30 protein-coding genes are annotated in these 26,212 nt (G+C 52.0%); 18 read left to right on the forward strand and 12 right to left on the reverse strand.

Annotated elements, in window-relative coordinates:
* Nucleotides 1-202 precede the first annotated feature (202 nt).
* Entirely contained in the window at nucleotides 203-418 is a 216-nt protein-coding gene (locus V9K95_RS04570) for a cold-shock protein (RefSeq protein ID WP_008124224.1), read from the forward strand.
* A 373-nt stretch (nucleotides 419-791) separates the two neighbouring features.
* A complete protein-coding gene (locus tag V9K95_RS04575) occupies nucleotides 792-1,217 on the forward strand; it encodes a BA14K family protein (RefSeq protein WP_115052425.1) in 426 nt (141 codons plus the stop codon).
* 40 nt (nucleotides 1,218-1,257) lie between these two features.
* Here the strand turns inward: V9K95_RS04575 and V9K95_RS04580 are convergent, their stop codons facing one another.
* From V9K95_RS04580 to V9K95_RS04590, 3 genes are all read right to left on the reverse strand, one after another.
* Entirely contained in the window at nucleotides 1,258-1,902 is a 645-nt protein-coding gene (locus V9K95_RS04580) for an MBL fold metallo-hydrolase (RefSeq protein WP_307279528.1), read from the reverse strand.
* A 116-nt stretch (nucleotides 1,903-2,018) separates the two neighbouring features.
* Nucleotides 2,019-2,330, reverse strand: coding sequence for a hypothetical protein (locus tag V9K95_RS04585; protein ID WP_115052423.1), 312 nt, complete (start codon nucleotides 2,328-2,330; stop codon nucleotides 2,019-2,021).
* 137 nt (nucleotides 2,331-2,467) lie between these two features.
* A complete protein-coding gene (locus tag V9K95_RS04590) occupies nucleotides 2,468-3,358 on the reverse strand; it encodes a branched-chain amino acid aminotransferase (RefSeq protein ID WP_336439711.1) in 891 nt (296 codons plus the stop codon).
* Nucleotides 3,359-3,603: 245 nt separating this feature from the next.
* Here V9K95_RS04590 and V9K95_RS04595 point away from each other — a divergent pair, with 245 nt between their 5' ends.
* The 3 genes from V9K95_RS04595 to V9K95_RS04605 all read left to right on the forward strand — a co-directional run bounded on the left by V9K95_RS04595 (nucleotide 3,604) and on the right by V9K95_RS04605 (nucleotide 6,320).
* The gene (locus V9K95_RS04595; protein ID WP_307279534.1) at nucleotides 3,604-4,107 is read left to right on the forward strand and encodes a MarR family winged helix-turn-helix transcriptional regulator; all 504 of its coding nucleotides are present in this window, start codon (nucleotides 3,604-3,606) and stop codon (nucleotides 4,105-4,107) included.
* Between the two features lie 31 nt (nucleotides 4,108-4,138).
* On the forward strand, nucleotides 4,139-4,867 hold the full coding sequence (locus V9K95_RS04600; RefSeq protein ID WP_307279537.1) for a response regulator: 729 nt from the start codon (nucleotides 4,139-4,141) through the stop codon (nucleotides 4,865-4,867).
* 157 nt (nucleotides 4,868-5,024) lie between these two features.
* Nucleotides 5,025-6,320 carry a sensor histidine kinase gene (locus tag V9K95_RS04605; RefSeq protein WP_435530168.1) on the forward strand — a complete coding sequence of 432 codons (1,296 nt, stop codon included), beginning with the start codon at nucleotides 5,025-5,027 and terminating at the stop codon, nucleotides 6,318-6,320.
* A gap of 14 nt (nucleotides 6,321-6,334) precedes the next feature.
* On the opposite strand, the gene V9K95_RS04610 is transcribed toward V9K95_RS04605, so the two are convergent.
* Together V9K95_RS04610 and V9K95_RS04615 are read right to left on the reverse strand one after the other, a co-directional pair.
* Nucleotides 6,335-6,670: a tRNA-binding protein gene (locus tag V9K95_RS04610; RefSeq protein ID WP_115052419.1), complete on the reverse strand. Its 336-nt coding sequence runs from the start codon at nucleotides 6,668-6,670 to the stop codon at nucleotides 6,335-6,337.
* A gap of 38 nt (nucleotides 6,671-6,708) precedes the next feature.
* A complete protein-coding gene (locus V9K95_RS04615; RefSeq protein ID WP_115052418.1) occupies nucleotides 6,709-7,209 on the reverse strand; it encodes a YbjN domain-containing protein in 501 nt (166 codons plus the stop codon).
* A 549-nt stretch (nucleotides 7,210-7,758) separates the two neighbouring features.
* On the opposite strand from V9K95_RS04615, the gene V9K95_RS04620 reads away from it, so the two are divergent.
* Nucleotides 7,759-7,932 (forward strand): hypothetical protein, encoded by a 174-nt coding sequence (locus V9K95_RS04620; RefSeq protein ID WP_307279543.1) that lies wholly within the window; start codon nucleotides 7,759-7,761, stop codon nucleotides 7,930-7,932.
* 17 nt (nucleotides 7,933-7,949) lie between these two features.
* Here the strand turns inward: V9K95_RS04620 and V9K95_RS04625 are convergent, their stop codons facing one another.
* Nucleotides 7,950-8,246, reverse strand: a complete 297-nt coding sequence (locus V9K95_RS04625; RefSeq protein WP_115053225.1) for an accessory factor UbiK family protein — start codon at nucleotides 8,244-8,246, stop codon at nucleotides 7,950-7,952.
* Between the two features lie 169 nt (nucleotides 8,247-8,415).
* Between V9K95_RS04625 and lgt the strand changes: the two genes are divergently transcribed.
* The 11 genes from lgt to V9K95_RS04680 all read left to right on the forward strand — a co-directional run bounded on the left by lgt (nucleotide 8,416) and on the right by V9K95_RS04680 (nucleotide 17,762).
* Nucleotides 8,416-9,267 (forward strand): prolipoprotein diacylglyceryl transferase, encoded by an 852-nt coding sequence (gene lgt / locus V9K95_RS04630; RefSeq protein WP_336439710.1) that lies wholly within the window; start codon nucleotides 8,416-8,418, stop codon nucleotides 9,265-9,267.
* Nucleotides 9,264-10,346: a class I SAM-dependent methyltransferase gene (locus V9K95_RS04635; RefSeq protein WP_336439709.1), complete on the forward strand. Its 1,083-nt coding sequence runs from the start codon at nucleotides 9,264-9,266 to the stop codon at nucleotides 10,344-10,346. Before lgt ends, V9K95_RS04635 begins: the two co-directional genes overlap by 4 nt.
* Nucleotides 10,347-10,413: 67 nt before the next feature.
* Entirely contained in the window at nucleotides 10,414-11,205 is a 792-nt protein-coding gene (gene pgeF, locus V9K95_RS04640; RefSeq protein WP_307279552.1) for a peptidoglycan editing factor PgeF, read from the forward strand.
* Nucleotides 11,206-11,209: 4 nt separating this feature from the next.
* The gene (locus V9K95_RS04645) at nucleotides 11,210-12,361 is read left to right on the forward strand and encodes a M24 family metallopeptidase (protein WP_307279555.1); all 1,152 of its coding nucleotides are present in this window, start codon (nucleotides 11,210-11,212) and stop codon (nucleotides 12,359-12,361) included.
* A 62-nt stretch (nucleotides 12,362-12,423) separates the two neighbouring features.
* A complete protein-coding gene (locus V9K95_RS04650; RefSeq protein ID WP_336439708.1) occupies nucleotides 12,424-13,029 on the forward strand; it encodes a hypothetical protein in 606 nt (201 codons plus the stop codon).
* A 144-nt stretch (nucleotides 13,030-13,173) separates the two neighbouring features.
* Complete coding sequence (locus V9K95_RS04655) at nucleotides 13,174-14,106, forward strand: ribose-phosphate pyrophosphokinase (RefSeq protein ID WP_008124277.1); 933 nt, start codon at nucleotides 13,174-13,176, stop codon at nucleotides 14,104-14,106.
* A 214-nt stretch (nucleotides 14,107-14,320) separates the two neighbouring features.
* Entirely contained in the window at nucleotides 14,321-14,959 is a 639-nt protein-coding gene (locus V9K95_RS04660; protein ID WP_115052412.1) for a 50S ribosomal protein L25/general stress protein Ctc, read from the forward strand.
* 24 nt (nucleotides 14,960-14,983) lie between these two features.
* Nucleotides 14,984-15,703: an aminoacyl-tRNA hydrolase gene (gene pth, locus V9K95_RS04665; RefSeq protein WP_307279560.1), complete on the forward strand. Its 720-nt coding sequence runs from the start codon at nucleotides 14,984-14,986 to the stop codon at nucleotides 15,701-15,703.
* Between the two features lie 12 nt (nucleotides 15,704-15,715).
* Nucleotides 15,716-16,819, forward strand: a complete 1,104-nt coding sequence (gene ychF / locus V9K95_RS04670) for a redox-regulated ATPase YchF (protein WP_115052410.1) — start codon at nucleotides 15,716-15,718, stop codon at nucleotides 16,817-16,819.
* A gap of 8 nt (nucleotides 16,820-16,827) precedes the next feature.
* Nucleotides 16,828-17,292 (forward strand): MaoC family dehydratase, encoded by a 465-nt coding sequence (locus V9K95_RS04675; RefSeq protein WP_336439706.1) that lies wholly within the window; start codon nucleotides 16,828-16,830, stop codon nucleotides 17,290-17,292.
* Nucleotides 17,289-17,762, forward strand: coding sequence for a MaoC family dehydratase (locus V9K95_RS04680; protein WP_162802459.1), 474 nt, complete (start codon nucleotides 17,289-17,291; stop codon nucleotides 17,760-17,762). Before V9K95_RS04675 ends, V9K95_RS04680 begins: the two co-directional genes overlap by 4 nt.
* Nucleotides 17,763-17,786: 24 nt before the next feature.
* Here the strand turns inward: V9K95_RS04680 and V9K95_RS04685 are convergent, their stop codons facing one another.
* From V9K95_RS04685 to V9K95_RS04710, 6 genes are all read right to left on the reverse strand, one after another.
* Nucleotides 17,787-18,332 (reverse strand): adenine phosphoribosyltransferase, encoded by a 546-nt coding sequence (locus V9K95_RS04685; RefSeq protein ID WP_115052408.1) that lies wholly within the window; start codon nucleotides 18,330-18,332, stop codon nucleotides 17,787-17,789.
* A gap of 83 nt (nucleotides 18,333-18,415) precedes the next feature.
* Nucleotides 18,416-19,285: a cytochrome c1 gene (locus tag V9K95_RS04690; protein WP_115052407.1), complete on the reverse strand. Its 870-nt coding sequence runs from the start codon at nucleotides 19,283-19,285 to the stop codon at nucleotides 18,416-18,418.
* A 20-nt stretch (nucleotides 19,286-19,305) separates the two neighbouring features.
* Nucleotides 19,306-20,604 carry a cytochrome b gene (locus tag V9K95_RS04695; RefSeq protein ID WP_115052406.1) on the reverse strand — a complete coding sequence of 433 codons (1,299 nt, stop codon included), beginning with the start codon at nucleotides 20,602-20,604 and terminating at the stop codon, nucleotides 19,306-19,308.
* A 21-nt stretch (nucleotides 20,605-20,625) separates the two neighbouring features.
* On the reverse strand, nucleotides 20,626-21,189 hold the full coding sequence (gene petA / locus V9K95_RS04700) for a ubiquinol-cytochrome c reductase iron-sulfur subunit (protein WP_115052405.1): 564 nt from the start codon (nucleotides 21,187-21,189) through the stop codon (nucleotides 20,626-20,628).
* Nucleotides 21,190-21,534: 345 nt separating this feature from the next.
* Entirely contained in the window at nucleotides 21,535-23,385 is a 1,851-nt protein-coding gene (locus V9K95_RS04705; protein ID WP_336439705.1) for an ABC transporter ATP-binding protein, read from the reverse strand.
* Between the two features lie 146 nt (nucleotides 23,386-23,531).
* Nucleotides 23,532-25,364, reverse strand: a complete 1,833-nt coding sequence (locus tag V9K95_RS04710; RefSeq protein ID WP_336439704.1) for an ABC transporter ATP-binding protein — start codon at nucleotides 25,362-25,364, stop codon at nucleotides 23,532-23,534.
* A 352-nt stretch (nucleotides 25,365-25,716) separates the two neighbouring features.
* On the opposite strand from V9K95_RS04710, the gene V9K95_RS04715 reads away from it, so the two are divergent.
* Nucleotides 25,717-26,193: a tRNA (cytidine(34)-2'-O)-methyltransferase gene (locus V9K95_RS04715; protein ID WP_336440192.1), complete on the forward strand. Its 477-nt coding sequence runs from the start codon at nucleotides 25,717-25,719 to the stop codon at nucleotides 26,191-26,193.
* Nucleotides 26,194-26,212: the final 19 nt, after the last annotated feature.

Raw genomic sequence — 26,212 nt, forward strand, 5'->3', positions numbered from 1 at the left:
TCTATGAACACTGGAAGACTGGAAGAACGGCGCGCCGGAACCGCAAGAATACCGGGTCGGGAGTAATCCCGGCAATGATCGGCTCCTTTCCTGAATTCGAGAATTGCCTGCATGACCTCCGTCGGAAGTAAGTACAGAAGACGGCACTACCAATCCCGCAAACCCGGAGGGGAACGCGGTAATTTAGAAAAAGGAACTGAGCATGGCACAGACCGGTACGGTCAAATTCTTCAACAGCGAAAAAGGTTTTGGCTTTATCAAGCCGGATGACGGAGCAGCGGATATTTTCGTTCACATCTCTGCAGTACAGGCATCCGGGCTTACAGATCTTGCAGACAATCAGAAAGTTTCGTTCGATACAGAGCCAGATCGCCGTGGTAAGGGCCCAAAAGCAGTGAATATCTCGATTACAGAGTAAATTCTGTAACCGCACTGCCATTTTAGCCTGCCAAACGGGGCGGGCCTGAGCGATCTATGCTTGAATAACATTTGTTGAAATCCCCTTTTCGCACGGGGATTTCAATCTTCTTGACCAAGAATTTGAAACCAACTCGTCAGATTGGTTTCAAGTATCTTTATCGCGCCTTGGAATTGCTGAAATCATGTGTCCTGTTCCCCCCTCCGGAACAATGTTTGACTGGATCAGCAAGGAACAAACTGCCTTGGTCGCCGTTCAGCCTGCATTCATTCTGAGATGGTTAAAACAACATTACGGTTGGCGGTCCAAGTGATCGCGACCCAAAATAATCAAGCGGCGTAGAAAATCGCCAAGATGCTTCAAGGAGGCACAGATGAATAAGGGTATGAAAATTGCCATTCTTGCAACTGCTGTAGCTGCGACCGTCATCGCACCACTGTCGTCAGCGTCAGCTGATCATCGCTGGCGTCATTATGATCGTGGTTATCGTCATCATCACCGCGGCGGTGACGCTCTGGCCGCCGGGGCTATTGGGCTTGCAGCCGGTGCGCTGATTGGTGGTGCACTTGCGCAACCGCGCGAACCGGAAGTGATTTATCGTGACTATGACGACCGTCCCACATACAGAGCTCCGGTTCGAGTGTACCGCCAGGTCGAAGCACCGCGCTATTATGGATCGGCTCAGCCTTGGACTCGCGCTTGGTATCGCTATTGCACGGATCGTTATCGGTCTTTCAATCCGGAAACAGGAACATTTCGCGGCTATGACGGACGTGACTATTTCTGTAACGCAAACTAAATTTTGAACTAAAACCGCCGGTCATTCCGGCGGTTTTCATTTATTCGTTCAAAAACGGGTTGGTACGACGCTCTTCACCAAATCTTCCACCCGGACCGTGACCGCAGATGAACCCGATATCATCCCCCAGCGGCAGAAGTTTTGTCGTGATTGAATTGATTAACACAGCGTGATCGCCGCCAGGCAGATCAGTCCGTCCAACGGAACCGTTAAAAAGCACATCTCCAACGTGAGCGAACTTGGCTTTCTTGTTGTAATATACAACGTGACCAGGAGCATGTCCCGGACAATGCAGGACTTCAAACAAATGATCGCCAAACGACACTGTGTCCCCGTCGCTCAGCCAGCGATCCGGTGTGCAATTGCGCACATTCCCCGAGATTCCGTATTGAAGCGCCTTTTCTTCCAAGCTTTCCAATAAAAAGCGGTCGGCCTCATGCGGTCCAACAATATCAACAGCCAATGCTTCTTTCATATCCATGGCACCAGCAGCATGATCAATGTGACCATGGGTCAGCCAGATTGCCTCGATTATGATCCCATTTGACTGAATGGCGTGAAGCACCTGATCATTGTCCCCACCCGGGTCAATAAGCACACCCCGCTTGTCATCGCTGTCGAAAAGAATGGTGCAGTTTTGTTGAAAGGCCGTGACGGGAATAATACCGGCCTGCAATTGTCCCATAATATCTAAATCCTATGTCATTCACTGATCAAACCGCAAAGAACCTAATGTAACAGCATACCAAATGAAAAGGGCGGTCTAAGCGACCGCCCCAACAAATCTTCATCTAGCAATGATCAGGTCTTGGCCATTGAGTTCTTTATGGCTCCCACAATTGCGGTCAAGATGATACCGCCAATACCACCGCCTGCAATTTGGCCGACAATAGCACCAATATCGAGCCCGGAAGATGCAACCGCATCCGCAACGACTGCTGCGCCACCTGCACCCAGATATTGGGTTAGATAACCACCAATCAATCCGCCAACACCGCCTGCGACAGTATTACCGGTTGTACCAAGGCTGAGATTTTTAAGAAGACCGCCGACAATATTGCCGCCGACACCACCAGAGATAAGCTGGATAACGATAGGAAGAAGCGCTTCCATAATGGACACCCCGTCAACGTTTCAACGTCAGACTCATGCCTGACATACATCATGATGACTAAGTTTTAAGCAATGTCAAACAGCCTGATACCACAATCGATTTGTATCAGGCTTGTAATGTTGACCGAAAATTGCGGTTATTCTGCTGCGACTTTCTTGGGCGTTACTTCTGCAGCGTAGTCATTCATCAAGTTAATGGCGATTTCGCCTACCGTGAATTTGTATGAACCAATCTCAGATACGGGCGTAACTTCAGCAGCAGTTCCTGTCAGGAAACATTGCTCAAAGTCTGCCATCTCTTCGGGCATGATTACCCGCTCGATAACTTCATAACCTCTGCGCTTGGCAAGATCGATAACCGTACGCCGCGTAATCCCGTCCAGGAAACAGTCAGGTTTTGGCGTATGAATTACGCCGTTCTTCACGAAGAACACATTGGCCCCCGTCGCCTCAGCCACCTGCCCGCGCCAATCCAGCATCAATGCATCTGCATAGCCTTTGGCTTCAGCCGCATGCTTTGAGATCGTGCAGATCATGTAAAGACCGGCAGCCTTTGATTTAGAAGGCGCGGTCTTGGGATCTGGACGGCGGTATTCAGCCATATCGAGCCTGATACCTTTCAGCTTTTGCGCTGGATCAAAGTAGCTCGGCCATTGCCAGATCGCGATCGCAACATTGATCTTGTTCGCTTGCGCCGAAACGCCCATGGACTCGCTTCCGCGCCATGCAATCGGACGCACATAAGCATCTTGAAAACCCTGCTTCGCCAAAAGCTTCCGGCAGGCATCGTTAAGCTCGTCAACAGAATAGGGAATCGTAAAGCCAAGAATTCGCGCGGATTCGTGCAACCGTTCCGTATGTTCGTTCAGCTTGAAAATTTCGCCACCATAGGCACGCTCACCTTCAAACACAGAGCTTGCATAGTGGAGGCCATGTGTAAGTACATGGACCTTTGCATCTGCCCAGCGAACAAATTCGCCATTCATCCAGATGTAACCTTCAAGCTGATCGAATGGAACGGATGCCATGTTTTCCTCCAGGCCTTATCCTGATGTTTTACGGGGATTTGCCTTCCGCCAACTGGTCCCGCTTCCCAATTGGTGTACCATTGCCCTTCAGCACCAATAGGCGTTTCACTACGGAAAGTTTCCAGAAACACGTATTGGCTTTTCGATTCATTCAAAATGCAGCCAACAGCTTGCCAAAAATTATCAGCAGTCTAAAATTAAGTCAACAACGCTGACATAATCTTTTCCAAGACCGGGGACCTTGCATGAAATCTTATACACCAGATAGGCACATTGAGACAGCCCTGACCGAGCAGCACGCCAAGGAACTCGATATTATCGAGCTGTTCTTCTTTGCCTATCGCGACTTTACCGCCGACCCGGATATGATACTGGAAAAGCTTACTTTCGGGCGGGCGCACCACCGTGTTCTCTATTTCGTCAATCGAAAGCCCGGCATGACCGTTGCAGAATTGCTGGAAGTTTTAAAGATCACCAAGCAAAGCTTGGCGCGCGTCCTCAAGCAATTGATCGACACCGGCCACATTGTGCAGATACAAGGGCCGCGCGATCGGCGGCAGCGCGAACTCTACCCCACGCATCAGGGGCGTGAGCTTGCACTTGAATTGGCAGCACCGCAATCACGCCGCATTGCCAATGCATTGGAACAGCTCGATCCAAGCGACCGGGCGGTGATTGAGCATTTTCTCAAAGCCATGGTAAATCCCGCACAGTGGCAACAGATCGACAGCCTGCCGAAGTCAGGATAGATATAGGTTCCACTTGGTGAAGAGGGGATGCATGGTACAGGATACAGAAAAAACACCCGTTAGCAGCGATCTCGCGCTGTCGGACGATGCCCCACATTTGCTGATCGTTGATGACGATACCAGAATTCGAAATCTACTGTCCCAATATCTGACAGGCAGCGGCTTTCGCATTACGGTAGCGGCCAATGCCGACGAGGCAAGACGAAAGCTTGCCGGTATAGATTATGATCTGCTCATCCTCGATGTTATGATGCCGGGCGAAAGCGGTATCGCTTTGACTCAAGCTTTGCGTCAGGAAAAAAACGTTCCGATTCTCATGCTTACCGCGCTCTCGGAAACAGACAGCCGCATTACCGGTCTCGAAGCAGGCGCAGACGATTATCTGCCCAAACCATTCGATCCGCGTGAACTGATACTCCGCATCAACAATATTCTGCGGCGTGGCGCTCCCGCTACACAGGCGAAGATCGAGCAGATCGTATTTGGACCCTACACATTCGTCATCGCAAAACGCGAGCTGAAACGGTCAGGGGATTTGATTCGTCTCACCGATCGCGAACAGGACATCATGGCGATTTTCGCTGCCCGCGCGGGTGAAACTGTTCCACGTCACGAACTGACCGGACAGGAAGGAGACGTAGGTGAGCGGACAATCGACGTTCAGATAAATCGCCTGCGTCGCAAGATCGAGAACGATCCTGCAAATCCGGTTTGGTTGCAGACAGTACGAGGCGTTGGCTATAAGTTGAGTGTTGAATAACGAACACGCAAAGCAGGAAGCGCAAGCGGATATCGATGTAATGAGCCCCCCGGACGCCGCAGATCGCGCATTGGCCGTGAAGAAACGCCATTGGCGGCGCAAACGAAGCACATTGCTTGGTCCTTGGCGAAAGCTGACGCGTTGGCTGGCCCGCTGGATGCCCAAAAGGCTCTATGCCCGTTCGTTGATCATCATCATTGCGCCAATGGTGCTGTTACAATCGCTTATTGCGTTCGTGTTCATGGAACGCCATTGGCAGACAGTCACTCAGCGTCTTTCGACTGCCGTGGTGCGGGATATTTCCGGCATCATTGATCTGATGGACACATTTCCCCAAGATCCGGGCTACGAGAACCTGATCCGCATTTCGCGCGAACGTTTAGCTCTTAACATATCCATATTGCCACCCGACCCGCTCCCCGCACCCGGTCCCAAACCGTTCTATTCCATTCTCGACAATATTCTGAGTGAAGAAATCACCAAGCAGATTAATCGACCGTTCTGGATCGATACGATCGGGGATTCGGATTTGGTGGAAATTCGAATACAACTCGAGGACAAGGTTTTGCGCGTCTTTGCACGACGTAGTCAGGCTTATGCATCCAACACGTTGATCTTCCTGGTATGGATGGCTGGTTCAGCCCTTGTGTTGCTGGCTATTGCGATCCTGTTTCTGCGCAATCAGATTAAACCAATCCAGCAATTGGCCACTGCCGCAGACAGTTTCGGCAAAGGACGAGCACCGCCACCAAACTTCAAACCCCGCGGCGCCGAAGAAGTGAGGCGCGCTGGTGCGGCCTTTATTGTCATGCGTGAACGTATTGAAAGGCAAATTGAGCAGCGTACAACAATGCTCAGCGGCGTCAGTCATGACCTGCGAACCATTTTGACCCGCTTTAAGCTTCAACTGGCACTGGTGAGCAACAGGGTCGATACCGAAGCGATGGAACAAGACATAGACGACATGCAGTCAATGCTAGAAGGCTACCTTTCATTCGCACGGGGCGAGGCTGACGAAGAGACCGGCGTCTTCAATCTTGAGCGCCTATTCGCCAAACTCAAGGAAGAAGCGATACTGCTCAAACGGGGATTCACCTCTACCATTCGCGGACAACCGGAAATTCATGTCCGCCCCAACGCGTTTTCGCGATTGATCACCAATCTTGTTTCAAATTCCTTCCGCTATGCGCAGAATGTTTTTGTCGCAGCCGATCATCGCGATGGCTGGCTGATACTGACCATCGATGACGATGGGCCAGGTATCCCGAAAGAAATGCGTGATGAGGTTTTCAAACCATTCTTCAGGCTTGACCAGGCCCGCAACCAGGACGCAGGCGGCACTGGCCTGGGACTTGCAATCGCCTTGGATATTGCTCGTAGTCATGGCGGCGATATTACGCTTGAAGACAGCCCTAAGAACGGCTTACGTGCGATAGTCAAAGTTCCAGCCTGACGAGAACACGTTGCTTAAAACAATTTGCCGCCATTCGGAACCGTATGGCTCACGGTAGCTAGAACAACGTCACCGGCTTCATCGGGAAAACCAAGCGTCAATACCTCTGACATGAAGGGACCGATCTGGCGTGGCGGGAAATTGACCACAGCCATGACCTGCTTTCCCCTTAGCTCTTCCAATGTGTGTCGCTTGGTAATTTGGGCGGAGGATTTTTTGATACCGATCTCTGAACCAAAATCGATCCGTAATTTGAATGCGGGCTTACGCGCTTCGGGGAATATTTCCGCCTCTATAATAGTCCCGACGCGAATATCGACTTTCTCGAAATCATCAAAACTGATGGTCATGATTTCTCAACTCCACCGCCTAGCCCATTTCAGGAAAATCAGGCTGATCCAACGGTTTCGAACAAAATGCTGTCGAGCGATTCCCGCGCTGTTGAGCCGGACCAGACGACAAACTGGAAAGCCTGAAAATAGGTTTCGCATGCATCGAGCGCACTCGAAAGCAAAACTTCAACCTGTTTACTGGTAGGCTCGGCACCGCCGGAAAGAAGCAGGGACTGACGATACATGACCGCACCCTCCTGCCTCCAGAGATCAAAATGTCCCATCAGCAATTGCTCATTGACCAATGAGAGAAGCCGCATCACTTCATTGATGCGAGGCTCGCTGATGGCGATATCGAAAGCACAGGCCAGATGCAGGGCTTCAAAGTCTTCCATCCACGAAAAGGATATCTGGTAATCAGTCCAGCTACCTTCGACCGTAATCGCAATCTCATCTTCACCGGTGCGCTCAAATGCCCATTCGTTTGCATGGGCAACGTGCTCGATCACATCTACGGGATGTAAGTCACGCGCAATCTCTAGTTCCAGAAGGCTCATCGCCATTACCTGCTAAATCGAATCTCGTATAACGCTGCGGGAGATACAGCGCACCCAAACCAAGCACACCAAATGTTTTCTGCACGTCAACATAGACCCACGCTGAATGCGGTAACATTTTTTAAACTCACCGGCAGGCAGAACACACCAACCGGGTTGCGGCCATGAACTTACGGACCGCTGCATGAACACTGAAACGAATCATGCAGTAATTTCAGTGTATTGATGCTGAGTCACAGCGCCAGTCCCCTTTTGACCAATTGACGAGAATGGGTGTGGACAGAAGTTAGGAAAAAGATTCACTTGGTCGCTTTAACTGACTCTAAGGAAACAGTTTTCGGCGATTTCCACCTGTTGATAAATACTTAAGATTTATTTTGGGGATAGTGGTCCGCGGGAGAGAAAAACGACCAAAGCGGGACTATCAGCGGACCCGAATGGATTAGGGTCTAAAAAACTTCGTCATATAGTCGATATCAAAACGTCTTAGCTTGTTATTTCCAACGCGACTCTCGCGGGAGTCTGGAACGGTCAAACAGGAGAACGAGCATGTCCGATGCAACTGAACCAACAGTCAAAGCCGTACAAAAAAACGATGATGGCAACTGGTATTATGTCGTCACTAAAGACGGCGTAGAAGGACCGAAGGTCGGCCCTTATGATACGGAAGAAGAGGCAATCGCCGACGGTGAAGAAAGCCTGGCCGAAGACGACATTGCCTAGATAATTTCAAAAAGGCACTAAGCCTTTTTGGCACGCGATGAGGTGGGCTTCGCCGATTCGTCCTTTTTGCCAACCAGCGCCTCCAAGGCCTCGATACGTGCTTGGAGGGCTGTATTCTCCGCCCGGGCCCTTATTGCCATTTCACGCACAGCTTCAAAATCTTCACGCTGGACAACGTCCATTGTATTGAGCAGACGCTCCGCCTGACCTCGAAATGCGGTTTCAACTTCGCGGCGCACGCCTTGGGCAGCACCGGCAGCATCTGTAACGAGCTTTGCCAGTTCATCGAGAACGCGATTTGATCCATTGGTCATTGCAGATACCTTTCTGGTTTCACCATTCAAATAATGACCACTTATAATGATTGCAAGCAAGTTAGCGCTAAGCCAGCCCGCACAAATGTTACCGCAGATGCGGCTTGACGCCTATCACGCCCTCGCGCATGGTCCCGCAAAATCGAGAAAAACGAGACGGAGTGTCCTTGTGAGCGAGCTACTTGTACCGACATTTGCTGCGATAGCTTTCCCCGAGATCGATCCGGTTATCTTTTCCATAGGTCCCATAGCGGTACACTGGTATGGACTTGGCTATGTGGTCGGTATTCTTTTTGCTTGGTGGTACGCCAAGAAACTCATCAGCAAGCCACGACTTTGGGCAAACAATACCCCGCCAATGAAGCCCATAGATCTCGACGATTTCGTCTTGTGGGCCGCACTGGGTGTAGTTCTGGGTGGCCGTATTGGCTACATTCTCTTCTACGATTTTGCCAAATACATCGCCAATCCTTTGGACATATTCAAGGTTTGGGAAGGCGGAATGTCATTTCATGGCGGCATGCTGGGCACGACACTCGCAATGGTACTTTTTGCCCGCTCGCGCAAAATCAATATATCCAGCATGCTTGATACTGTTGCCGCCGGTGTACCGGTCGGCCTTGGTCTCGTTCGCGTAGCAAACTTTATCAATAGTGAGTTGTGGGGCCGAGAGACAGATGTGCCGTGGGGAATGGTTTTTCCGACGGGAGGACTTGTAGTACGTCATCCAAGCCAGCTTTATGAAGCCGCACTTGAAGGTATCGTGCTGTTTGCGGTGCTTGCAGTACTGATCTTCTATGGCCGCAAACTAAAAAGCCCCCGTTTTATCTCGGGCACATTTGTGGCGCTCTATGGATTGTCTCGTATTTTTGTCGAGTTTTTCCGCGAGCCGGATGCTCAACTCGGCTATCTTTTTGGCGGCTGGTTGACGATGGGCATGGTGCTTTCAATCCCAATGGTCATTATTGGTCTGGCGTTTATCTTGTCCGCGCGCAACCCTGAGGTAAAAACGCAACGATGAGTTTAAAGCAGCGCATTATCCGGCAGATCGAGACAACGGGTCCGATCAGCGTGGCAGATTATATGGCTTTGTGCCTGTTCGATCGGGATAATGGCTACTACACAACACAAGAACCCTTCGGCAGAAGTGGCGATTTTATCACCGCCCCGGAAGTCAGCCAAATGTTCGGCGAACTCATTGGTGTCTGGTGCGTTGGAGCCTGGCAAGCACTAGGGTCTCCGCAACATTTCAGCCTTTGTGAAGTGGGGCCCGGCCGCGGGACCTTAATGAACGATCTTTTACGCACCGCCGGAAAAATTTCGCCCGCCTTTATGAAGGCGGCCAAGGTAATAATGGTTGAACTTAGCGAGCGGTTGACCAAAATTCAGCAAGAAGCGCTGGCGCAGCACACAGCAGACATCGAATGGCGTAAAACTATCGCCGAAATTCCGGCGAACCCGCTCATCCTTGTTGCCAATGAACTTTTCGACGCAATCCCATCAAGGCAATATGTGAAATCAAATGGTCGCTTTGTCGAAAGAATGGTTTCTGCCGACAGTGAGGGCAATCTGTTTTTTGCTGCAGGCTCTGGTTCTCTTGAAAAGGCCCTGTTGCCCGGCAGCAGCGATACTGCGGCAGATGGCAGTATTTTTGAAATCGCTCCCGCTCGCAACGCGCTCATGCATCAGATCGCCAACCATATTTGCCGCGAACGCGGAGCAGCATTGCTTGTTGATTATGGCCACCTGGAACAAGGTTATGGCGACACTTTGCAGGCATTGAGCCAGCACAGGCCGATCAATGCCCTTAGCACGCCGGGCGCAGCGGACATAACGACCCACGTCGACTTTCATAGTCTCGCGCAATCTGCCCGTGCTGAAGGGTGCAAATCCAGCGCAATGACACAAGGCGATTTTCTCATTGCCATGGGGTTGTTGGACCGCGCCGGTGCTTTAGGGCAAGGCAAATCTCCCGACGTTCAGGAGCAACTGCATATTGATGTTGAACGTCTAGCCGGACCCACCGAGATGGGAACCTTATTCAAGGTTCTGTGTATAACAGATCCTGCCACCCATACATTTCCTTTTCAGACAAAATGAAACGGAAGATTGACTTCGTCCGAGAGCTAAATCACCATCCGCAGCCTTTGGGAGAAACCACTCCACGATGAACACGTACGAAAAACCAGCACCACTGCGTTCTTCCCTGCTGGGCTCACCCGGGCAAAACCGAATCGATCATGGATTTTTCACCAGAAAAGGTGGTGTCTCTGATGGTATTTATCGCGGCCTGAACGTCGGTAGCGGCTCCAATGACAATCAAGTCAATGTCACGGAAAACCGACGGCGGGTTGCAGAAACGTTAGGCGTGCCACTTTCTCAACTTGTGACGGTGCATCAGGTGCATTCGCCGGACGTCATAACCGTGACGTCTCCCCTCACTGGAGACCGGCCCAAAGCCGACGCTATGGTAACGGCCACGCCCGGTATAGTGATAGGCGCATTGTCGGCCGACTGCGGTCCAATTCTTTTCGCCGACCCGGACGCTGGGGTCATCGGCGCGGCTCATGCCGGTTGGCGTGGCGCCATTGGTGGCGTGCTGGGCAACACGGTCGAGGCCATGATCGGGCTTGGTGCCAAACGTGATCGTATCCAAGCTGTTCTGGGACCTACCATTGGTCCCGACAATTACGAAGTGGGCCGGGAATTCTACGAGCAATTCGTCTCAACGAATTCGTCATTCAGTAAATTTTTCCGCGAATCAACCAATGAAAACCATAAGATGTTTGATCTTTGGGCATTCATAATCACACAGCTTGAGCAAGCAGGTGTAAATGCTTCAGCACTTGAACTGTGTACCTATGCTGATGAAGACCAGTTCTTTTCCTATCGCCGCACCACGCACCGCAACGAACCAGATTATGGCCGGCAGATATCGGCCATTACAATTACGGAGTAGCATTATGGGCCTTCATTTCGAACCGGAAGAATTCAATGCGCGCCGTGATCGTTTGATGATGGTCATGGCCGAGCAAAAGCTTGATGCGATCCTGCTCTTTGCACAGGAAAGCATGTATTGGTTGACCGGCTACGATACTTTTGGCTTTTGCTTCTTCCAATGCCTCGTTGTCAAAGCCGATGGTAGTAATGTGCTGATGACCCGCTCGGCCGATTTGCGGCAGGCGCGGCAGACCTCCAATATTGAAAACATCATTGTTTGGGCAGATCGGGACAATGCCAATCCGGCGGCGGATTTGCGCGAACTGCTTAATGACCTTGATCTGCTGGGCTGTCGCATCGGTATTGAATATCAAACCCACGGTCTAACGGCGGCCAATGGTCGAAAGTTGGATGAGCAGCTTGCAGCCTTTGGCCAACTCGTGGATGCATCCGGACTTGTGGACAAGCTTCGTGTTCTCAAGAGTCCAGCTGAAATCGTCTATAGCCGCAAGGCTGCCGAACTCGGCGACGATGCTCTCACCGCAGCTTTGAACCTAATAAAGGCAGGCGCGGATGAAGGCGCCATTCTAGCTGCCATGCAGGGAGCAATTTTTGCTGGCGGCGGCGATTATCCGGCCAACGAATTCATCATCGGTTCGGGCGATGATGCATTGCTCTGCCGTTATAAGGCTGGCAGGCGCAAGCTTACCAAAAACGACCAGCTGACGCTCGAATGGTCGGGTGTCTATCGACATTATCATGCGCCAATGATGCGCACCGTCCTGACGGGCAAGGCATCGAAACGCCACCAGGAGCTTTACGACGCTGCACTCGAAGCGCTGCAGGCTGTTGAAGCGGCCATGACGCCGGATTCCACCTTTGGTGATGTGTTTGATGCGCATGCCAAGGTAATGGAAGAGCACGAGCTGACCCGCCACCGCCTCAATGCATGCGGCTATTCAGTCGGCGCCCGCTTCACGCCGTCTTGGATGGACATGCCCATGTTCTATTCGGGCAACCCTGAACGCATCCAGCCGGATATGACCTTGTTCGCCCATATGATTATCATGGACTCCGACAGCAATACGGCCATGACATTGGGCCAGACCTACCTTACAACCAATGGCAAGGCGGAAACGCTTTCACGCCAACCTCTTGACTTGATCGTGAAATAAAACTTTTGTCAGCTTTGCTTATCAAGCCGCTTTTGCGGTTGCTTAATGGGGTTTGAGTGAAGATGAAGTTGCGTAACGCACTGACTTGCACCGTCACCGCTTTCATGATGATCGTTTTGAGTGGGTGCAACAGCTCTGAAAATACCTTGGGCGTCACCAAATCCGATCTGCCACCGACGCAAGGTGGTGCAACAGGAGCGCCGGGAACTGATCCGGCAGCGGCTCCTGTGCCAGGCAATACGCCAACCACAGGTACGGCTCCGGCCGCCACCGGAACTGCAATGCCTACAGGGGTGTCGCAGACCGCTAAACTGCGTTTTGCGCCTATTGTTGGCGCACCTATTGCCGCTGCTACACCACTGTCCCAACGCCTCTCGGCACTTGCCAAGCAAAAAGGTATCGTTTTGGGCACCGCTGGCGATACGGACAATACCCACATTATGAAGGGCTATTTCTCTGCCCTGCCCGATGGCAATCTGACCACGATAATCTACGTGTGGGACATCCTTGATCCGGCGGGAACACGCCTTCATCGCATACAAGGGCAAGAAAAAGTGCCCGGCGGTGCGGCTGATCCATGGAGTTCCGTGCCAGCAGCAACGATGGAAGGCATAGCTGACAAAGCAATCGGCGGCTATCTATCGTGGGTTTCAGGCTCCAAGACGTGACATATTTACACGTTTGAGGGCTTAACCTTGTCCAACTGTGCATGAATCGACTCTGCCCGCTTGCAATGTGCGTCAGTCACAGTAAAAGGCGCGCCATACCCTTATTTTGGCTGACGCTCTGAAAAAGACGTGAGGAAATACAGCATGAAACTCTTCGCGGGCAATTCCAATCGCGTTCTCGCTGAATCTGTAGCCAAGTATCTTAATATTCCACTCGGCAAAGCAAGTGTACGGCGTTTCGCCGATGAAGAGATTTTCGTCGAGATTCAAGAGAATGTTCGAGGCGAAGATGTCTTCGTCATGCAATCCACGTCCTACCCGGCAAATGATCATCTGATGGAACTGCTCATCATGATCGATGCCTTCCGTCGTTCGTCGGCAAAACGTATCACGGCGGTTCTCCCCTATTTCGGTTATGCCCGCCAAGACCGTAAACCCGGTCCGCGCACGCCAATCTCCGCGAAGCTCGTGGCTAATCTGATCACCGAAGCTGGTGCAAATAGAGTTCTGACGCTTGATCTGCATGCTGGCCAGATCCAGGGCTTCTTCGATATCCCGACTGACAATCTTTACGCCGTACCAGTTATTGCCCGTGATGTTCGCTCCCACTACGGCACTTCAAACGTGATGGTCGTATCTCCTGATGTCGGCGGTGTGGTCCGCGCCCGCTCATTGGCAAAGCGCATTGATGCGCAGTTGGCTATTGTTGACAAGCGCCGCGATCGTCCGGGCGAATCCGAAGTGATGAATGTCATTGGTGATGTCAGCGGCAAGGACTGCCTGCTGTTCGACGATATTGTTGATTCGGGCGGCACGCTTTGCAACGCTGCCGAAGCGCTACTCGCAAAAGGCGCAACAAGCGTTACTGCTTATATAACGCATGGCGTACTTTCAGGCGGCGCGGTTGCCCGCATCACCGGCTCCAAGCTGAAGGAACTGGTTATAACTGATTCCATTCAGCCAACCCCTGCCGTCAATGCTGCCCATAATATCCGTGTATTGCCCATTTCTGATCTGATCGGCGAAGCAATTGCACGTACCGCATCGGAAGAGTCGGTTTCCAGCCTGTTTGATTGAGGTTGCTACGCTCATAACTTGCACAATCGTGATCTTTCCGTTATAGAGCCGCCATCCGCGTAGACACCCTTGGAGGCAACGCGGAATGAGGCGGCCAATCATCTGTTACGGGATCTCTCGTTGGGATGGCCTTTGGGCCGCTTCATGTTTTTTGGATTGTCATTCATTTGACCTTGCAGGAACACTCCAGATTTGAACCTCGAAAGGAAATGCCATGAGCGAAGCATACGAGCTCAAGGCCGAGGCGCGCGAACGGGTTGGTAAGGGGTCCGCCCGAGAAATTCGCCGCAACGGTAAAGTGCCAGCAGTCATCTATGGTGACAAAAAGGCGCCAATCTCGATTACCCTCGACTACAAGACGCTGTACTACAAGATCCATGGCGGCGGTTTCAAAACCACCATTGCCAACATCATTCTTGACGGCAAGTCGATCCAGGTCCTGCCAAAGGACTACCAGCTTGATCCGGTCAGCGACAAACCAGTTCACGTTGACTTCCTGCGTGTATCGGCCAAATCGGTCGTAAACGTACATGTACCGATTCACTTTCTTAATGACGAGCTTTCGCCTGGCATTAAGCGCGGCGGCGTTCTCAACATCGTTCGTCACGACGTTGAGCTTCATGCGCCAGCCAATGCCATTCCGGAAGCAATCGAAATTGATTTGACCGGCAAGGTTATCGGCGATTCGATTCACATTTCTGATGTTACCCTGCCAAAGGGTGTGACACCGGTTATTCAGGATCGTGACTTCACCATTGCTACCATTGCTGCTCCTGCCGTTCTCGCTGCTGAAGACGAGACAACGGAAGCCGCAGTTGAAAGCACTGAAGCAGAAGAAAAAGAAGGCGAATAATCGCCTTTACAGGGAGCTGGTCGCGTGCTGCTCATTGCAGGTCTTGGCAATCCCGGCTCTCAATATGCCTATAACAGGCATAATATTGGTTTTATGGCGGCGGATGAAATACACCGCCGCCATAATTTTTCGCCTTGGGCGAAAAAGTTTCAGGCACTCATCGCCGACGGCATGATCGACGGCGAAAAGATAATTCTGATCAAACCGCAAACCTTCATGAATCTTTCCGGTCAGTCGATTGGTGAAGCCATGCGCTTCTACAAACTTGGCCTTGGCGATCTTACCGTTATTTATGACGAACTTGATCTCGCCGCCGGGAAAGTTCGTGTGAAGGTTGGGGGCGGTTCTGGCGGACACAATGGAATAAAGTCCATTGATGCACATATTGGCAAAGATTATCGCCGCGTTCGTATTGGTATAGATCATCCGGGTGTCAAGGAACTGGTCACACATCACGTGCTTGGCAATTTTGTGAAGTCGGACTCCGAGTGGCTGGAGCCAGTGCTCGATGCGATTGCTGTCAATGCAGACTATATCGTCAAAAAAGACGATGCTGGCTTTATGAATCGCGTTGCTCTGGCCACCGGCGGAAAGCCTGAGAAAACACAAGTTGAAAAGTCTGTTGCAAAACCGGCCAGTCAAAGCCATATCCGGCAGGCTCGGGTTCAAAAACCGACAGTTAACATTCCAAAATCCGGCCCTATGGCCGACATGCTGAACAAGCTCTTCGGCAAGAAAGAATAAGGATCGCACATTATGGGTTTCAAATGCGGCATCGTTGGCCTGCCAAATGTTGGCAAATCCACGCTTTTCAACGCGCTGACAAAGACCGCCGCTGCCCAGGCTGCGAATTATCCCTTCTGCACCATCGAACCCAACACGGGTGAAGTTGCTGTGCCGGACCCGCGCCTGCAAGCAATCGCCAAGATTGGCAAGTCAGCGAATATAGTACCAACTCGTATCAGCTTTGTAGATATTGCAGGCCTCGTGCGTGGTGCTTCCAAGGGTGAAGGACTTGGCAATCAATTCCTCGCCAATATCCGCGAAGTCGATGCGGTCGTGCACGTGCTGCGTTGTTTCGAAGATGACGATATTACGCATGTTGAAGGCCGCATTGATCCCGTTTCCGATGCGGAAACTGTCGAAACAGAACTGATGCTCTCGGATCTCGAAAGCCTTGAGCGCCGCATCGTCCAATTCAGGAAGCGCGCGAGCAGCAAAGATAAGGAAGCAATGACATTGCTTCCCGTGATGGAAGAGGCGCTCGCATTGCTTCAGGATGGCAAACCCGTCCGTTTCATGCTGAATGGCATAGCTGCCGAAGACCTTGAAATATTGCAGGGCCTGAATCTCCTCACGTCCAAGCCAGTGCTTTATGTTTGTAACGTAGCCGAGGAAGACGCGGCCACTGGCAATGAACACACCGAAGCGGTCGAAGAGATGGCCACTGCGCAGGGCGCAGAAACCGTCGTCATATCCGCAGCCATTGAAGCAGAAGTCGCTCAACTTCCCGAGGAAGAGGCCAAGGAATATCTGGACGCTATGAACCTTGATGAGCCTGGCTTGGACCGCCTTATCCGGGCCGGCTACAAGCTTTTGCATCTCATTACCTATTTCACAGTTGGTCCAAAGGAAGCGCGTGCCTGGACCGTTGAACGCGGTTCCAAAGCGCCTCAAGCGGCTGGCGTCATCCACACGGATTTCGAGCGGGGCTTCATTCGCGCGCAGACGATCGCCTATAATGACTATGTGACGCTTGGTGGCGAAGTCGCAGCCAAGGAAGCCGGTAAAGCCCGTGACGAAGGTAAGGAATATATCGTGCAGGACGGCGACATCATGCTGTTCCGCTTCAACACATAGAGGCAATGATGAGTGAACCCCGCTACGCATTTGAAGATTTTGCTGTTGGCAGCGAATGGCCGCTGGGTTCAAAGATAGTCGAAGCTGGCGAGATCATCGATTTTGCCAGCCAGTTCGATCCTCAACCATTCCATTTGGACGAAGCAGCAGGCAAAGCAAGCATCTTAGGCGGCCTTGCAGCGTCGGGTTGGCATACAGTCTCAATGTTCATGCGTATGATGTGTGACGCCTATCTCCTCGACTCGACCTCGCAAGGAGCACCAGGAATAGACTATGCGAGATGGCGTGCACCAGTACTTGCCGGTGACACGCTGACCGGCAAGACAACCGTCATCGAAAGCCGGGTATCCAAGTCCAAGCCTTCACTTGGCTTTGTGGTTTTACACCATGAAGTTTTCAATCAGGATGGCGTGCTCGTGTGTGAACTGCAAAACACCGGCATGTTTTCCTTGCGGGAGCCATTGGCATCATGAGCAACGACATTGAAGCCCACATCGGTGTCGAAATGGACCTGGGCAGCCATACATTCGGTGCGGAAGAAATTATTACCTTTGCCAAAAAATACGATCCGCAGCGATTTCACGTTGATCCCGAAGCTGCCAAGCATAGCAATTTCGGCGCGCTTTGTGCATCAGGTTGGCACACGACAGCCATCTGGATGCGGCTTAACGTGGAGAGCATGAAAGCCCTTATTAAAGAGGCTATGAAGCGCGGCGAACAACCGCCAACATTCGGCCCCTCGCCCGGATTTGAGAACCTGAAATGGTTGAAGCCGGTCTATGCCGGAGACACAATCCGTTTTACCCGAACCGTGAACAGCGTGCGTACACTTCAATCACGTCCCGGCTGGTCGATGATGCAGATGTCCTCAGCGGCCTATAATCAGAATGGCATCCGCGTGATGGAATTCGACAGCGCCGCTCTTATTGCCCTGCCTGACTAATTCGCCACCAACATAAGACTTTTGTTAGTGGCCGTCAAAATCGATCAATGTGCGAACGTTTACGCCAAGCGCCTCTAGTTTCTTTCGGCCGCCCAGCTCCGGCAGATCAATAACAAAACAGGCAGCGACGATATCGGCGCCCAGTTGTTGCAAGAGCTTTACTGCCGCTTCTGCGGTGCCGCCGGTTGCAATGAGATCATCGACAAGCAAAACTTTTTCGCCGGGGATAATGGCGTCCCTGTGCATTTCCATCTCGTCCAGCCCATATTCAAGGCTATAGGCAATGCGCACAGTATCATGGGGCAGCTTGCCCTTCTTGCGGATAGGTACGAAGCCAGCTGATAACTGATGCGCCATCGCCCCGCCTATGATGAAGCCCCGCGCTTCGATGCCTGCAATCTTGTCGACTTTGCCGCCGGCATAGGGATGGACCAATTCATCAACGGCGCGGCGGAAGGCTCGCGCATTGCCAAGGAGGGTTGTAATGTCACGAAACATGACACCCTGTTTTGGATAGTCCGGAATGTTCCGGATGGAATTGACCAAGGTCTGCTTCAGACTTGAATCCATCTCATGATTCCTTTGCTTCTTTGCCATACCCACAAAAGAAAAGGGCGCATTGCGCCCCTTCCACGATCAATACTATCAACCGCTCAATGCGGAACGTCAGACCAAATCCGGCGCTTGGCCAGATAAACCAGACCCGCAAACAAGATCAGAAAGATCATGACGCGGAAGCCGGTCTTCTTGCGCTCTTCCAGATGCGGCTCAGCAGCCCACATGAGGAACGCTGCGATATCTTGTGAATATTGCGACAAGGTCGCTGGCGAACCATCATCATAGGTCACCTGTCCGTCTTGCAGAGGCTGTGCCATTGCAAGCGATTTGGCGGCAATGAAGTAGGGATTATAGTGCGTTCCCTCTGGAATCTGCATGCCTTCCGGCGGCGTCTGACCATAACCCGTCAAAAGCGCGTGGATATAATCCGGACCACCTTCCTGATATTGAACCCACGGTGCGATGTCATACAGGAATTGCGGGAAACCGCGTTCAACTGAACGGGCCTTTGCGATCAGCGAAAAATCGGGCGGAGCAGCGCCACCATTAGCGGCGGCGGCAGCTTGAACATTTGGAAATGGCGATGGAAAATGGTCGGCAGGAATGGCCTTGCGGTTAACAATCTCACCATCGGCATTCGGTGCATCCGGCACTTCATATTCGGCAGCGAAGGCTTTTACCTGAGCTTCGTTGTAACCCAACTCTTCCAAAGCGCGGAATGGAACCAAGCTCATGGAATGGCAGGCCGAGCAAACTTCCTTATATATTTTCAAGCCGCGCTGCAGTTGCTGCTTGTCATAATATCCAAAGGGGCCGGAAAAGGTCCACTTCATTTCTTCCGGATGCTTGATCGGGAAATGCGTTGGCTCCGCTGCGTGGTTAGCTTCTTCTGCCGCCTTCGCACCACTGAAAGCCAGCATTGTACCGAGACCGGCAGCGGCAAGACCGAGGAGGATTTTTTTCATGGTTGAGTCCTTCACGATTCTCAGGCCCTGGTTTCCGAAGCAGTGGTTGCACCAGCTAGCTGCTCACCACTCTTGGTTTTGGCAAGTACGGCTTCCGTAATTGAATTCGGCAAGCGGCGCGGCGTCTCAATCAACCCCAGCAAAGGCATGATGATGATGAAGAAGCCAAAGTAGTATGCCGTTCCGATCTGTGAGAAGACCGTATAGAGGCCTTCAGCAGGACGTGAACCGAGCCAGCCGAGAATGATTGCGTCAATGACGAACAGCCAGAAGAATAGCTTGTACCAAGGACGGTAGACAGCAGAGCGAACTTTAGACGTATCCAGCCAAGGCACCAGGAACAGGATCGCAATGGAACCGAACATGGTCAACACGCCGCCGAGCTTCGAGTCGATTGGTCCGATGTTGAAGGTGATGGCACGAAGCATCGCGTAGAATGGCAGGAAGTACCACTCAGGAACGATATGCGCAGGCGTCTTCAACGAGTCCGCTGGAATGTAATTATCCGGATGACCGAGATAGTTAGGCATGTAGAATACGAAGTAAGCGAAGAGGATAAAGAAGATGCAAAGACCGAAAGCATCCTTGACCGTCGCATATGGCGTGAACGCGACTGTATCGGTCTTTGACTTGACTTCGATACCCGTGGGGTTCGTCTGACCGGTAACATGCAGCGCCCATACGTGCAGAACGACTACACCGGCAATCATGAACGGCAGAAGGTAATGCAGTGAGAAAAACCGGTTCAGTGTAGGGTTATCGACAGCAAAACCACCAAGCAGCAGCTCCTGAATAGGATTGCCGATAACCGGGAAAGCCGTGAAGAAGCCGGTGATAACCGTAGCACCCCAGAACGACATCTGCCCCCAGGGTAGAACATACCCCATGAAAGCTGTTGCCATCATCAAAAGCAGGATGATGACACCAAGTATCCACAATAGCTCGCGCGGAGCCTTGTAAGACCCGTAGTAAAGACCGCGAAATATATGAATGAACACCGCAAGAAAGAACATCGAAGCGCCGTTCGAATGCAGATAGCGCAGAAGCCAGCCAGAATTGACATCGCGCATGATCTTTTCAACGGAGTTGAACGCAAGCCCCGTATCTGCGGCATAATGCATGGCCAGCACGATGCCTGTAATGATCTGCGATACCAGCATCAATGCCAGAATACCGCCAAAGGCATAAGCATAGTTGAGATTGCGCGGAACCGGGTAAGCTACAAAGCTATCATAAAGCAGACGCGGCAACGGCAGTCGCGCATCAAACCATTTTTCGATACCGGTGTTAGGCGTATAGGATGAATGTCCACCGCTCATGTCGTGTCTCCCCGTAAAACCTTAGCCGATTTTGATGACGGTGTCGGAAATGAATGAAAGCGGCGGAACCGGCAGGTTCTCCGGCGCAGGGCCCTTACGGATACGTCCGGCCGTGTCGTAGTGCGAACCATGGCATGGGCAGAACCATCCACCAAAGTCGCCCTGCTGGCCAAGTGGAATACAGCCGAGATGGGTGCAAACCCCCACCATCACCAGCCAGTTTTCCTTTTCCTTGACTGCAGTACGATCAGCATCTGTCGCCTGTGCGTCACTCGGCAGATTGGCGTTGCGCGCAATTGGATCCTTAAGCTCGCTGAGCTGTACAGCTTTGGCCTCTTCGACTTCCTTGGGCGTACGATTACGAATGAAGATCGGCTTGCCGCGCCATTTTACTGTCAGCGACATACCCGGCGTTAAGGCTGAAACATCAACTTCGATGGACGAGACTGCCAGCGTGGAGGCGTCCGGGCGCATCTGGTCGATAAAGGGCCAAGCAAAGGCGCCTACACCGACCGCACCGGCCATACCTGTCGCAATATAGAGGAAGTCACGCCGTGTCGGCTCGGTCGTATCGTGTGCGCTCACGGGGCCTGGTCCTTTCCGAATAACAACGCAGCTGGAGCCCCCGCTTTATCAACAATAGCAGACTGGCCCATATTAATGAGCCTCGCGGAATCCCCAACATATCGGGTGGTTTCTAAGCGTGTCGCAGGGGCTTGTCCAGCCTGACAAAGCCACAAGGGCAGGATGTCGCAGGGATAAGCTTGGTGGTCTTATTCTAACATTCGCATCTCATTTCGATCATGCTTGTTGCGAATGTTGGAATCGGCAAGACCACCGATAAGCATATGATTCCAGTAGAGTGATTTGATATTCGCACCGGAGTTTGCAGCTGTACCGGATGCAAATATCAAATTCATCCCACAAGCGTTAATCATGAGCGATAAACCCGCCTGACTGCCGCGCCCAGAGACTGGCATAAATCCCATTCGCCGCGATGAGTTCTTCGTGCTTGCCTGTTTCCACAATGCGCCCCTCGTCCATCACGACCAAGCGATCCAATGCGGCAATGGTCGAGAGTCTATGGGCGATAGCGATGACCGTTTTTCCCTGCATCAATTGGTAAAGACTCTCCTGAATGGCCGCCTCAACCTCGGAATCAAGCGCGGAGGTGGCCTCGTCCAGCACCAAAATGGGAGCGTCCTTCAGCATGACACGCGCAATTGCGATGCGCTGCCGTTGCCCGCCGGAAAGCTTCACGCCACGCTCTCCAACATGTGCGTCCAGACCCTTTCGACCCTTCTGGTCACTTAAATCATCAATGAAAATATCGGCTTGTGCATTTTTAACTGCCTTTTGCAAAAGCTCTTCGGATGCGTCCGGCCTGCCATACAGAATATTGTCTCGCACGGAACGATGCAGTAGCGATGTGTCTTGCGTGACCATACCGATATTGGCGCGCAGGGAATCCTGCGTAATGTTCGCTATGTCCTGCCCGTCAACGATAATTTTACCGCCTTCGAGATCATAAAAACGCAAAAGCAAATTAACGAGCGTGGACTTTCCCGCTCCCGAGCGCCCTACCAGCCCCACTTTCTCACCCGGTCGAATGGACAGTGACAGGTCATTAATGACCGATCTGGCGCTGTCATAGTGAAACCGGATATTTTCGAAGTTAATCGAACCTTGCGGCACCACCAATTCTTGTGCATCTTGTTTGTCGAGCACAGTCACAGGCTTTGCCAGTAGCTCTTTGGAATTTTGTATCGTGCCGTAGTTGCGCAAAAGGCCATTCAGATTAGCCATCATCCGGGTCAGCAACATGCTCAGGCGCAGCACCAGCCCCAGAGTAAAAGCCACTTCGCCCGATGAGATTTCCCCGGCCAGCCACAGGTCTATCGACACATAGGCAACTGTGCAGATCATAATTCCGCTGGTAGAGGCCAATGAAATGCGAATGCCGCTCAAGCCACGCGTCAGCGTGGTGATAGCCTGTAACCAACGATCCATGCCCTGACGGATATAGGCATCGTCGCGGCTTGCAGTACCAAACAGTTTCAATGTCTGGATATTGCTATAACCATCCACGAGTTGACCCATCGCAACTGAGCTGCTTTCCGCCGTTTCACGGGCCGCCCGGCGCACACGCGGCAGGAAATAACGCGCGGTCAAACCAAAAACAGCAAGCCATGCGATCACCACAGATGCAAGGCGCCAATCCAGCCGCCCGATCAGAAAGAGCGTAGTGGCGCAGTAGACCACGCTGAACCAGACGGCTTGGAGCAGCGTCACCATGAAATCGCCAAGCGCCTGCCCGGTAGCCCAGACCTTCGTAACAATACGACCGGAAAAATCATTCTGGAAAAACGACAGGCTCTGACGGTAGACAATGCTGTGAGCTTGCCACCTCACGAGATTATTGAAGCCGGGAACAATTGCCTGCTCCTCAACAAGCGCCGCAAGTGAAAGTACCAGCGTACGACCAATCAACACCGCCAAAAGCATGAGAAGAAGCGCTATCCCATGTTTGTCGATTAATCCGTCCCATCCTTCAACGCGATCGGCCGAAGAGAGGATATCGATGATTTTGCCGACAAACCAGAAAAGCCCTGCTTCAAAAAAGGCGATAAGCCCGCCACAGACAAGCATCGCAAGAAACACATATTTCTGCTGCCGGACGTAGAACCACATAAATGCCAATGTGTGGTTTGGAACACGGTCCGCCGGAGCTTTGGCGTAGGGATCAACCCAGCTTTCGAAAAGGGCGAACAGACGCTTCATGCAAACCACATCAGTTTGGAATCCTTGCGGTTTGTTAAAACCAAACAGCCGTAACAAATGACGACCGGCGGAGTACTTTCCGTTGAGTCCCGGCGGTCGTCAAATTAAACTTGGTTCACTCTACTGTCTGCCAGAGCGAATTTGCTCTAATCATCCATTCCCAGGAAGCCTCCGGACTGGCGCGCCCACAGATCGGCATAAATACCGCCAGCTGCGATAAGCTCATCATGACTGCCGCTTTCTACAATCTGCCCTTTGTCCATGACAACGAGACGGTCGAGTGCTGCAATGGTAGAAAGCCTATGCGCGATGGCAATAACTGTCTTGCCCTGCATCAGGCGATAGAGATTGTCCTGAATTGCGGCTTCCACTTCTGAATCAAGAGCCGATGTCGCCTCGTCCATGATAAGGATAGGTGCGTCTTTGAGCATTACGCGGGCAATTGCAATGCGCTGACGCTGTCCGCCAGAAAGCTTGACGCCGCGCTCGCCCACATGAGCGTCGAAACCACGACGCCCCTTCGGATCGGAAGCCGCTTCAATAAACGAATCTGCCTGCGCGTTCCTGACCGCTTGCCTCATCAGTTCTTCCGAAGCATCTGGTCTTCCGTAAAGCACATTGTCTCTGATTGAGCGATGCAGCAATGATGTGTCCTGAGTGATCATCCCGATATGTTCGCGCAGCGAATCTTGTCGGACTTTCGAAATATCCTGCCCATCAATCGTGATTCTGCCGCTTTCAAGATCGTAGAATCGCAACAGGAGATTGACGAGCGTGGACTTGCCCGCGCCGGAACGTCCGACCAATCCGATTTTCTCACCTGGCTTGATATCAAGAGACAGCCGATCAATAACGCCGGCTCCCTTGCCATAGTGGAAACCGATTTTATCAAAGGTGATAGCGCCGGCTCGTACATCAAGGTTGGGAGCATCAAGCACGTCCATGACCAATCGTGGGAGCGATATGGACGTAATACCGTCTTCCACCGTGCCGATGTTTTCGAACAGTGCCGACATTTCCCACATGATCCACTGCGACATGCCGTTAAGGCGAAGCACAAGACCTATACCCACTGCCACAGCACCGACTGTGATCGCTGCCCCAAGCCAAAGCCAGATCGCTATGGCGCTTACGGAGAACAATAACAGGCAGTTCATCGCATACAGAGTCACATGAAAGCCGGTCACCATGCGCATCTGGCGATAAGCTGTCGACAGAAAATCCTGCATCCCTTCGCGGGCATAGCTTTCCTCCCGTTTGGAATGGGAGAAAAGCTTGACCGTCGCAATATTGGTATAACTGTCGACAATCCGGCCCGTCATTGACGAACGGGAATCTGCTTGTGCTTTAGATGCAACCTGCAATTTTGGGATGAAATACCACATCAGGCCTATATAGGCCATCAACCAGAGTAGAAACGGCACCATCAGACGCAAGTCAGCCGCAGCGGCAATAATGAGGGTCCCGGTGAAGTAGACGATTACATAATTAAGCACATCGAGCAGTTTCATCACCGCTTCACGGACCGCCAGAGAGGTCTGCATCAGCTTGGTCGAAATACGTCCAGCAAACTCATCCTGAAAAAAAGTCATTGATTGGCGAACCACATAGCGGTGCACCATCCACCGGATTCGCATTGGATAGTTGCTCAAAAGGGTCTGATGAATAACCAGCGAATCCAGAAGTACGATACCTGGCATTGCTATAAGCACAACACCCGCAAGCAATGCGAGTTTCCACCCCTCATCCGCGATGAATGTTTCCCGCGAATGATTCGACAACCAATCGACGATGTTGCCCAGAAATGCGTACATGGACACTTCGAGAACGGCGATCAGCGATGTGCACACCGCCATAACGGCAAGCCATGGCCAGACACCACGTGTGTAGTGCAGACAGAACGCAATTAGTGTTTTGGGCGGCTCACTCGGCTCAGCAGCGGGAAATGGCTCAAGCCTGTCTTCAAACCAGCGGAACATTGTCGGACCTCTTTTGGGATCGGCAAGAAATTATACGGCATGAATTGCCGGAGCTGATTGGTCAGTAAATCGCCAACCATGAGAACGAATGCGGTTTGTGTCTTAAAAACTAGATCGTATAAATTGACCCCACGCCGCCTGCGAAACCGGCCACAGCTCCCATTGGTGAAACTATCCGGCTTGGAAGAAGTCGGAAAAATTCGGTCATCGACACCTCCAAATTTTGCTCAAGCGTTGCGGTGCAACCCCTATAGCGATTATGAACGTCAAAAGCGAGAGGCCAATCTGCGTAACGGCACTTCGTTCAGCCAATTGTTGCCCATGGAGCACGCCACACTTGACCGATAATAGTTTGAACCTGCGAGTAGCGCTCTATCAGCCTGACATTCCCGGTAATACCGGTACCATATTGCGGATGGCCGCTTGTTTTGGCATCGGCGTTGACGTGATCGAGCCTGCAGGCTTTGACATTTCCGACCGTTCACTCAAACGCGCAGGTATGGATTATCTGGAACAGGCAGCTCTGACCCGCCACTCGAACTGGCAGGCATTTCAAGAATGGCGGCTGGGTGAAAATCGCCGATTGCTTCTATTCTCGACCAAAGCGGCCACGCCCTACACAGAATTTTTATTTCAACCCGGTGACATTCTGCTGCTGGGGCGAGAATCATCGGGTGTCCCGGATGAGGTTCACCAAGCGGCAAATTCGCGACTGATAATTCCCATGGTTGAAGGCGCTCGGTCGTTGAACCTCGCATTGTCTGCCGCAATTGCTACAAGTGAAGCGCTCCGGCAATTACAGTCCGGATTGAAAACCGCCGGTCACTAAGACCGGCGGTTTACTCAGA

Origin of the sequence: Phyllobacterium sp. CCNWLW183 (assembly GCF_037203775.1) — a bacterium.
Lineage (GTDB): Bacteria > Pseudomonadota > Alphaproteobacteria > Rhizobiales > Rhizobiaceae > Phyllobacterium > Phyllobacterium ifriqiyense.

Bases quoted from the DNA above. Each gene is read 5' to 3' on its own strand.
- V9K95_RS04570 (WP_008124224.1), top strand. From the start codon at position 203: ATGGCACAGACCGGTACGGTCAAATTCTTCAACAGCGAAAAAGGTTTT.
- V9K95_RS04575 (WP_115052425.1), top strand. From the start codon at position 792: ATGAATAAGGGTATGAAAATTGCCATTCTTGCAACTGCTGTAGCTGCG.
- V9K95_RS04580 (WP_307279528.1), bottom strand. From the start codon at position 1,902: ATGGGACAATTGCAGGCCGGTATTATTCCCGTCACGGCCTTTCAACAA.
- V9K95_RS04585 (WP_115052423.1), bottom strand. From the start codon at position 2,330: ATGGAAGCGCTTCTTCCTATCGTTATCCAGCTTATCTCTGGTGGTGTC.
- V9K95_RS04590 (WP_336439711.1), bottom strand. From the start codon at position 3,358: ATGGCATCCGTTCCATTCGATCAGCTTGAAGGTTACATCTGGATGAAT.
- V9K95_RS04595 (WP_307279534.1), top strand. From the start codon at position 3,604: ATGAAATCTTATACACCAGATAGGCACATTGAGACAGCCCTGACCGAG.
- V9K95_RS04600 (WP_307279537.1), top strand. From the start codon at position 4,139: ATGGTACAGGATACAGAAAAAACACCCGTTAGCAGCGATCTCGCGCTG.
- V9K95_RS04605 (WP_435530168.1), top strand. From the start codon at position 5,025: ATGCCCAAAAGGCTCTATGCCCGTTCGTTGATCATCATCATTGCGCCA.
- V9K95_RS04610 (WP_115052419.1), bottom strand. From the start codon at position 6,670: ATGACCATCAGTTTTGATGATTTCGAGAAAGTCGATATTCGCGTCGGG.
- V9K95_RS04615 (WP_115052418.1), bottom strand. From the start codon at position 7,209: ATGAGCCTTCTGGAACTAGAGATTGCGCGTGACTTACATCCCGTAGAT.
- V9K95_RS04620 (WP_307279543.1), top strand. From the start codon at position 7,759: ATGTCCGATGCAACTGAACCAACAGTCAAAGCCGTACAAAAAAACGAT.
- V9K95_RS04625 (WP_115053225.1), bottom strand. From the start codon at position 8,246: ATGACCAATGGATCAAATCGCGTTCTCGATGAACTGGCAAAGCTCGTT.
- V9K95_RS04635 (WP_336439709.1), top strand. From the start codon at position 9,264: ATGAGTTTAAAGCAGCGCATTATCCGGCAGATCGAGACAACGGGTCCG.
- pgeF (WP_307279552.1), top strand. From the start codon at position 10,414: ATGAACACGTACGAAAAACCAGCACCACTGCGTTCTTCCCTGCTGGGC.
- V9K95_RS04645 (WP_307279555.1), top strand. From the start codon at position 11,210: ATGGGCCTTCATTTCGAACCGGAAGAATTCAATGCGCGCCGTGATCGT.
- V9K95_RS04650 (WP_336439708.1), top strand. From the start codon at position 12,424: ATGAAGTTGCGTAACGCACTGACTTGCACCGTCACCGCTTTCATGATG.
- V9K95_RS04655 (WP_008124277.1), top strand. From the start codon at position 13,174: ATGAAACTCTTCGCGGGCAATTCCAATCGCGTTCTCGCTGAATCTGTA.
- V9K95_RS04660 (WP_115052412.1), top strand. From the start codon at position 14,321: ATGAGCGAAGCATACGAGCTCAAGGCCGAGGCGCGCGAACGGGTTGGT.
- ychF (WP_115052410.1), top strand. From the start codon at position 15,716: ATGGGTTTCAAATGCGGCATCGTTGGCCTGCCAAATGTTGGCAAATCC.
- V9K95_RS04675 (WP_336439706.1), top strand. From the start codon at position 16,828: ATGAGTGAACCCCGCTACGCATTTGAAGATTTTGCTGTTGGCAGCGAA.
- V9K95_RS04680 (WP_162802459.1), top strand. From the start codon at position 17,289: ATGAGCAACGACATTGAAGCCCACATCGGTGTCGAAATGGACCTGGGC.
- V9K95_RS04685 (WP_115052408.1), bottom strand. From the start codon at position 18,332: ATGGATTCAAGTCTGAAGCAGACCTTGGTCAATTCCATCCGGAACATT.
- V9K95_RS04690 (WP_115052407.1), bottom strand. From the start codon at position 19,285: ATGAAAAAAATCCTCCTCGGTCTTGCCGCTGCCGGTCTCGGTACAATG.
- V9K95_RS04695 (WP_115052406.1), bottom strand. From the start codon at position 20,604: ATGAGCGGTGGACATTCATCCTATACGCCTAACACCGGTATCGAAAAA.
- V9K95_RS04705 (WP_336439705.1), bottom strand. From the start codon at position 23,385: ATGAAGCGTCTGTTCGCCCTTTTCGAAAGCTGGGTTGATCCCTACGCC.
- V9K95_RS04710 (WP_336439704.1), bottom strand. From the start codon at position 25,364: ATGTTCCGCTGGTTTGAAGACAGGCTTGAGCCATTTCCCGCTGCTGAG.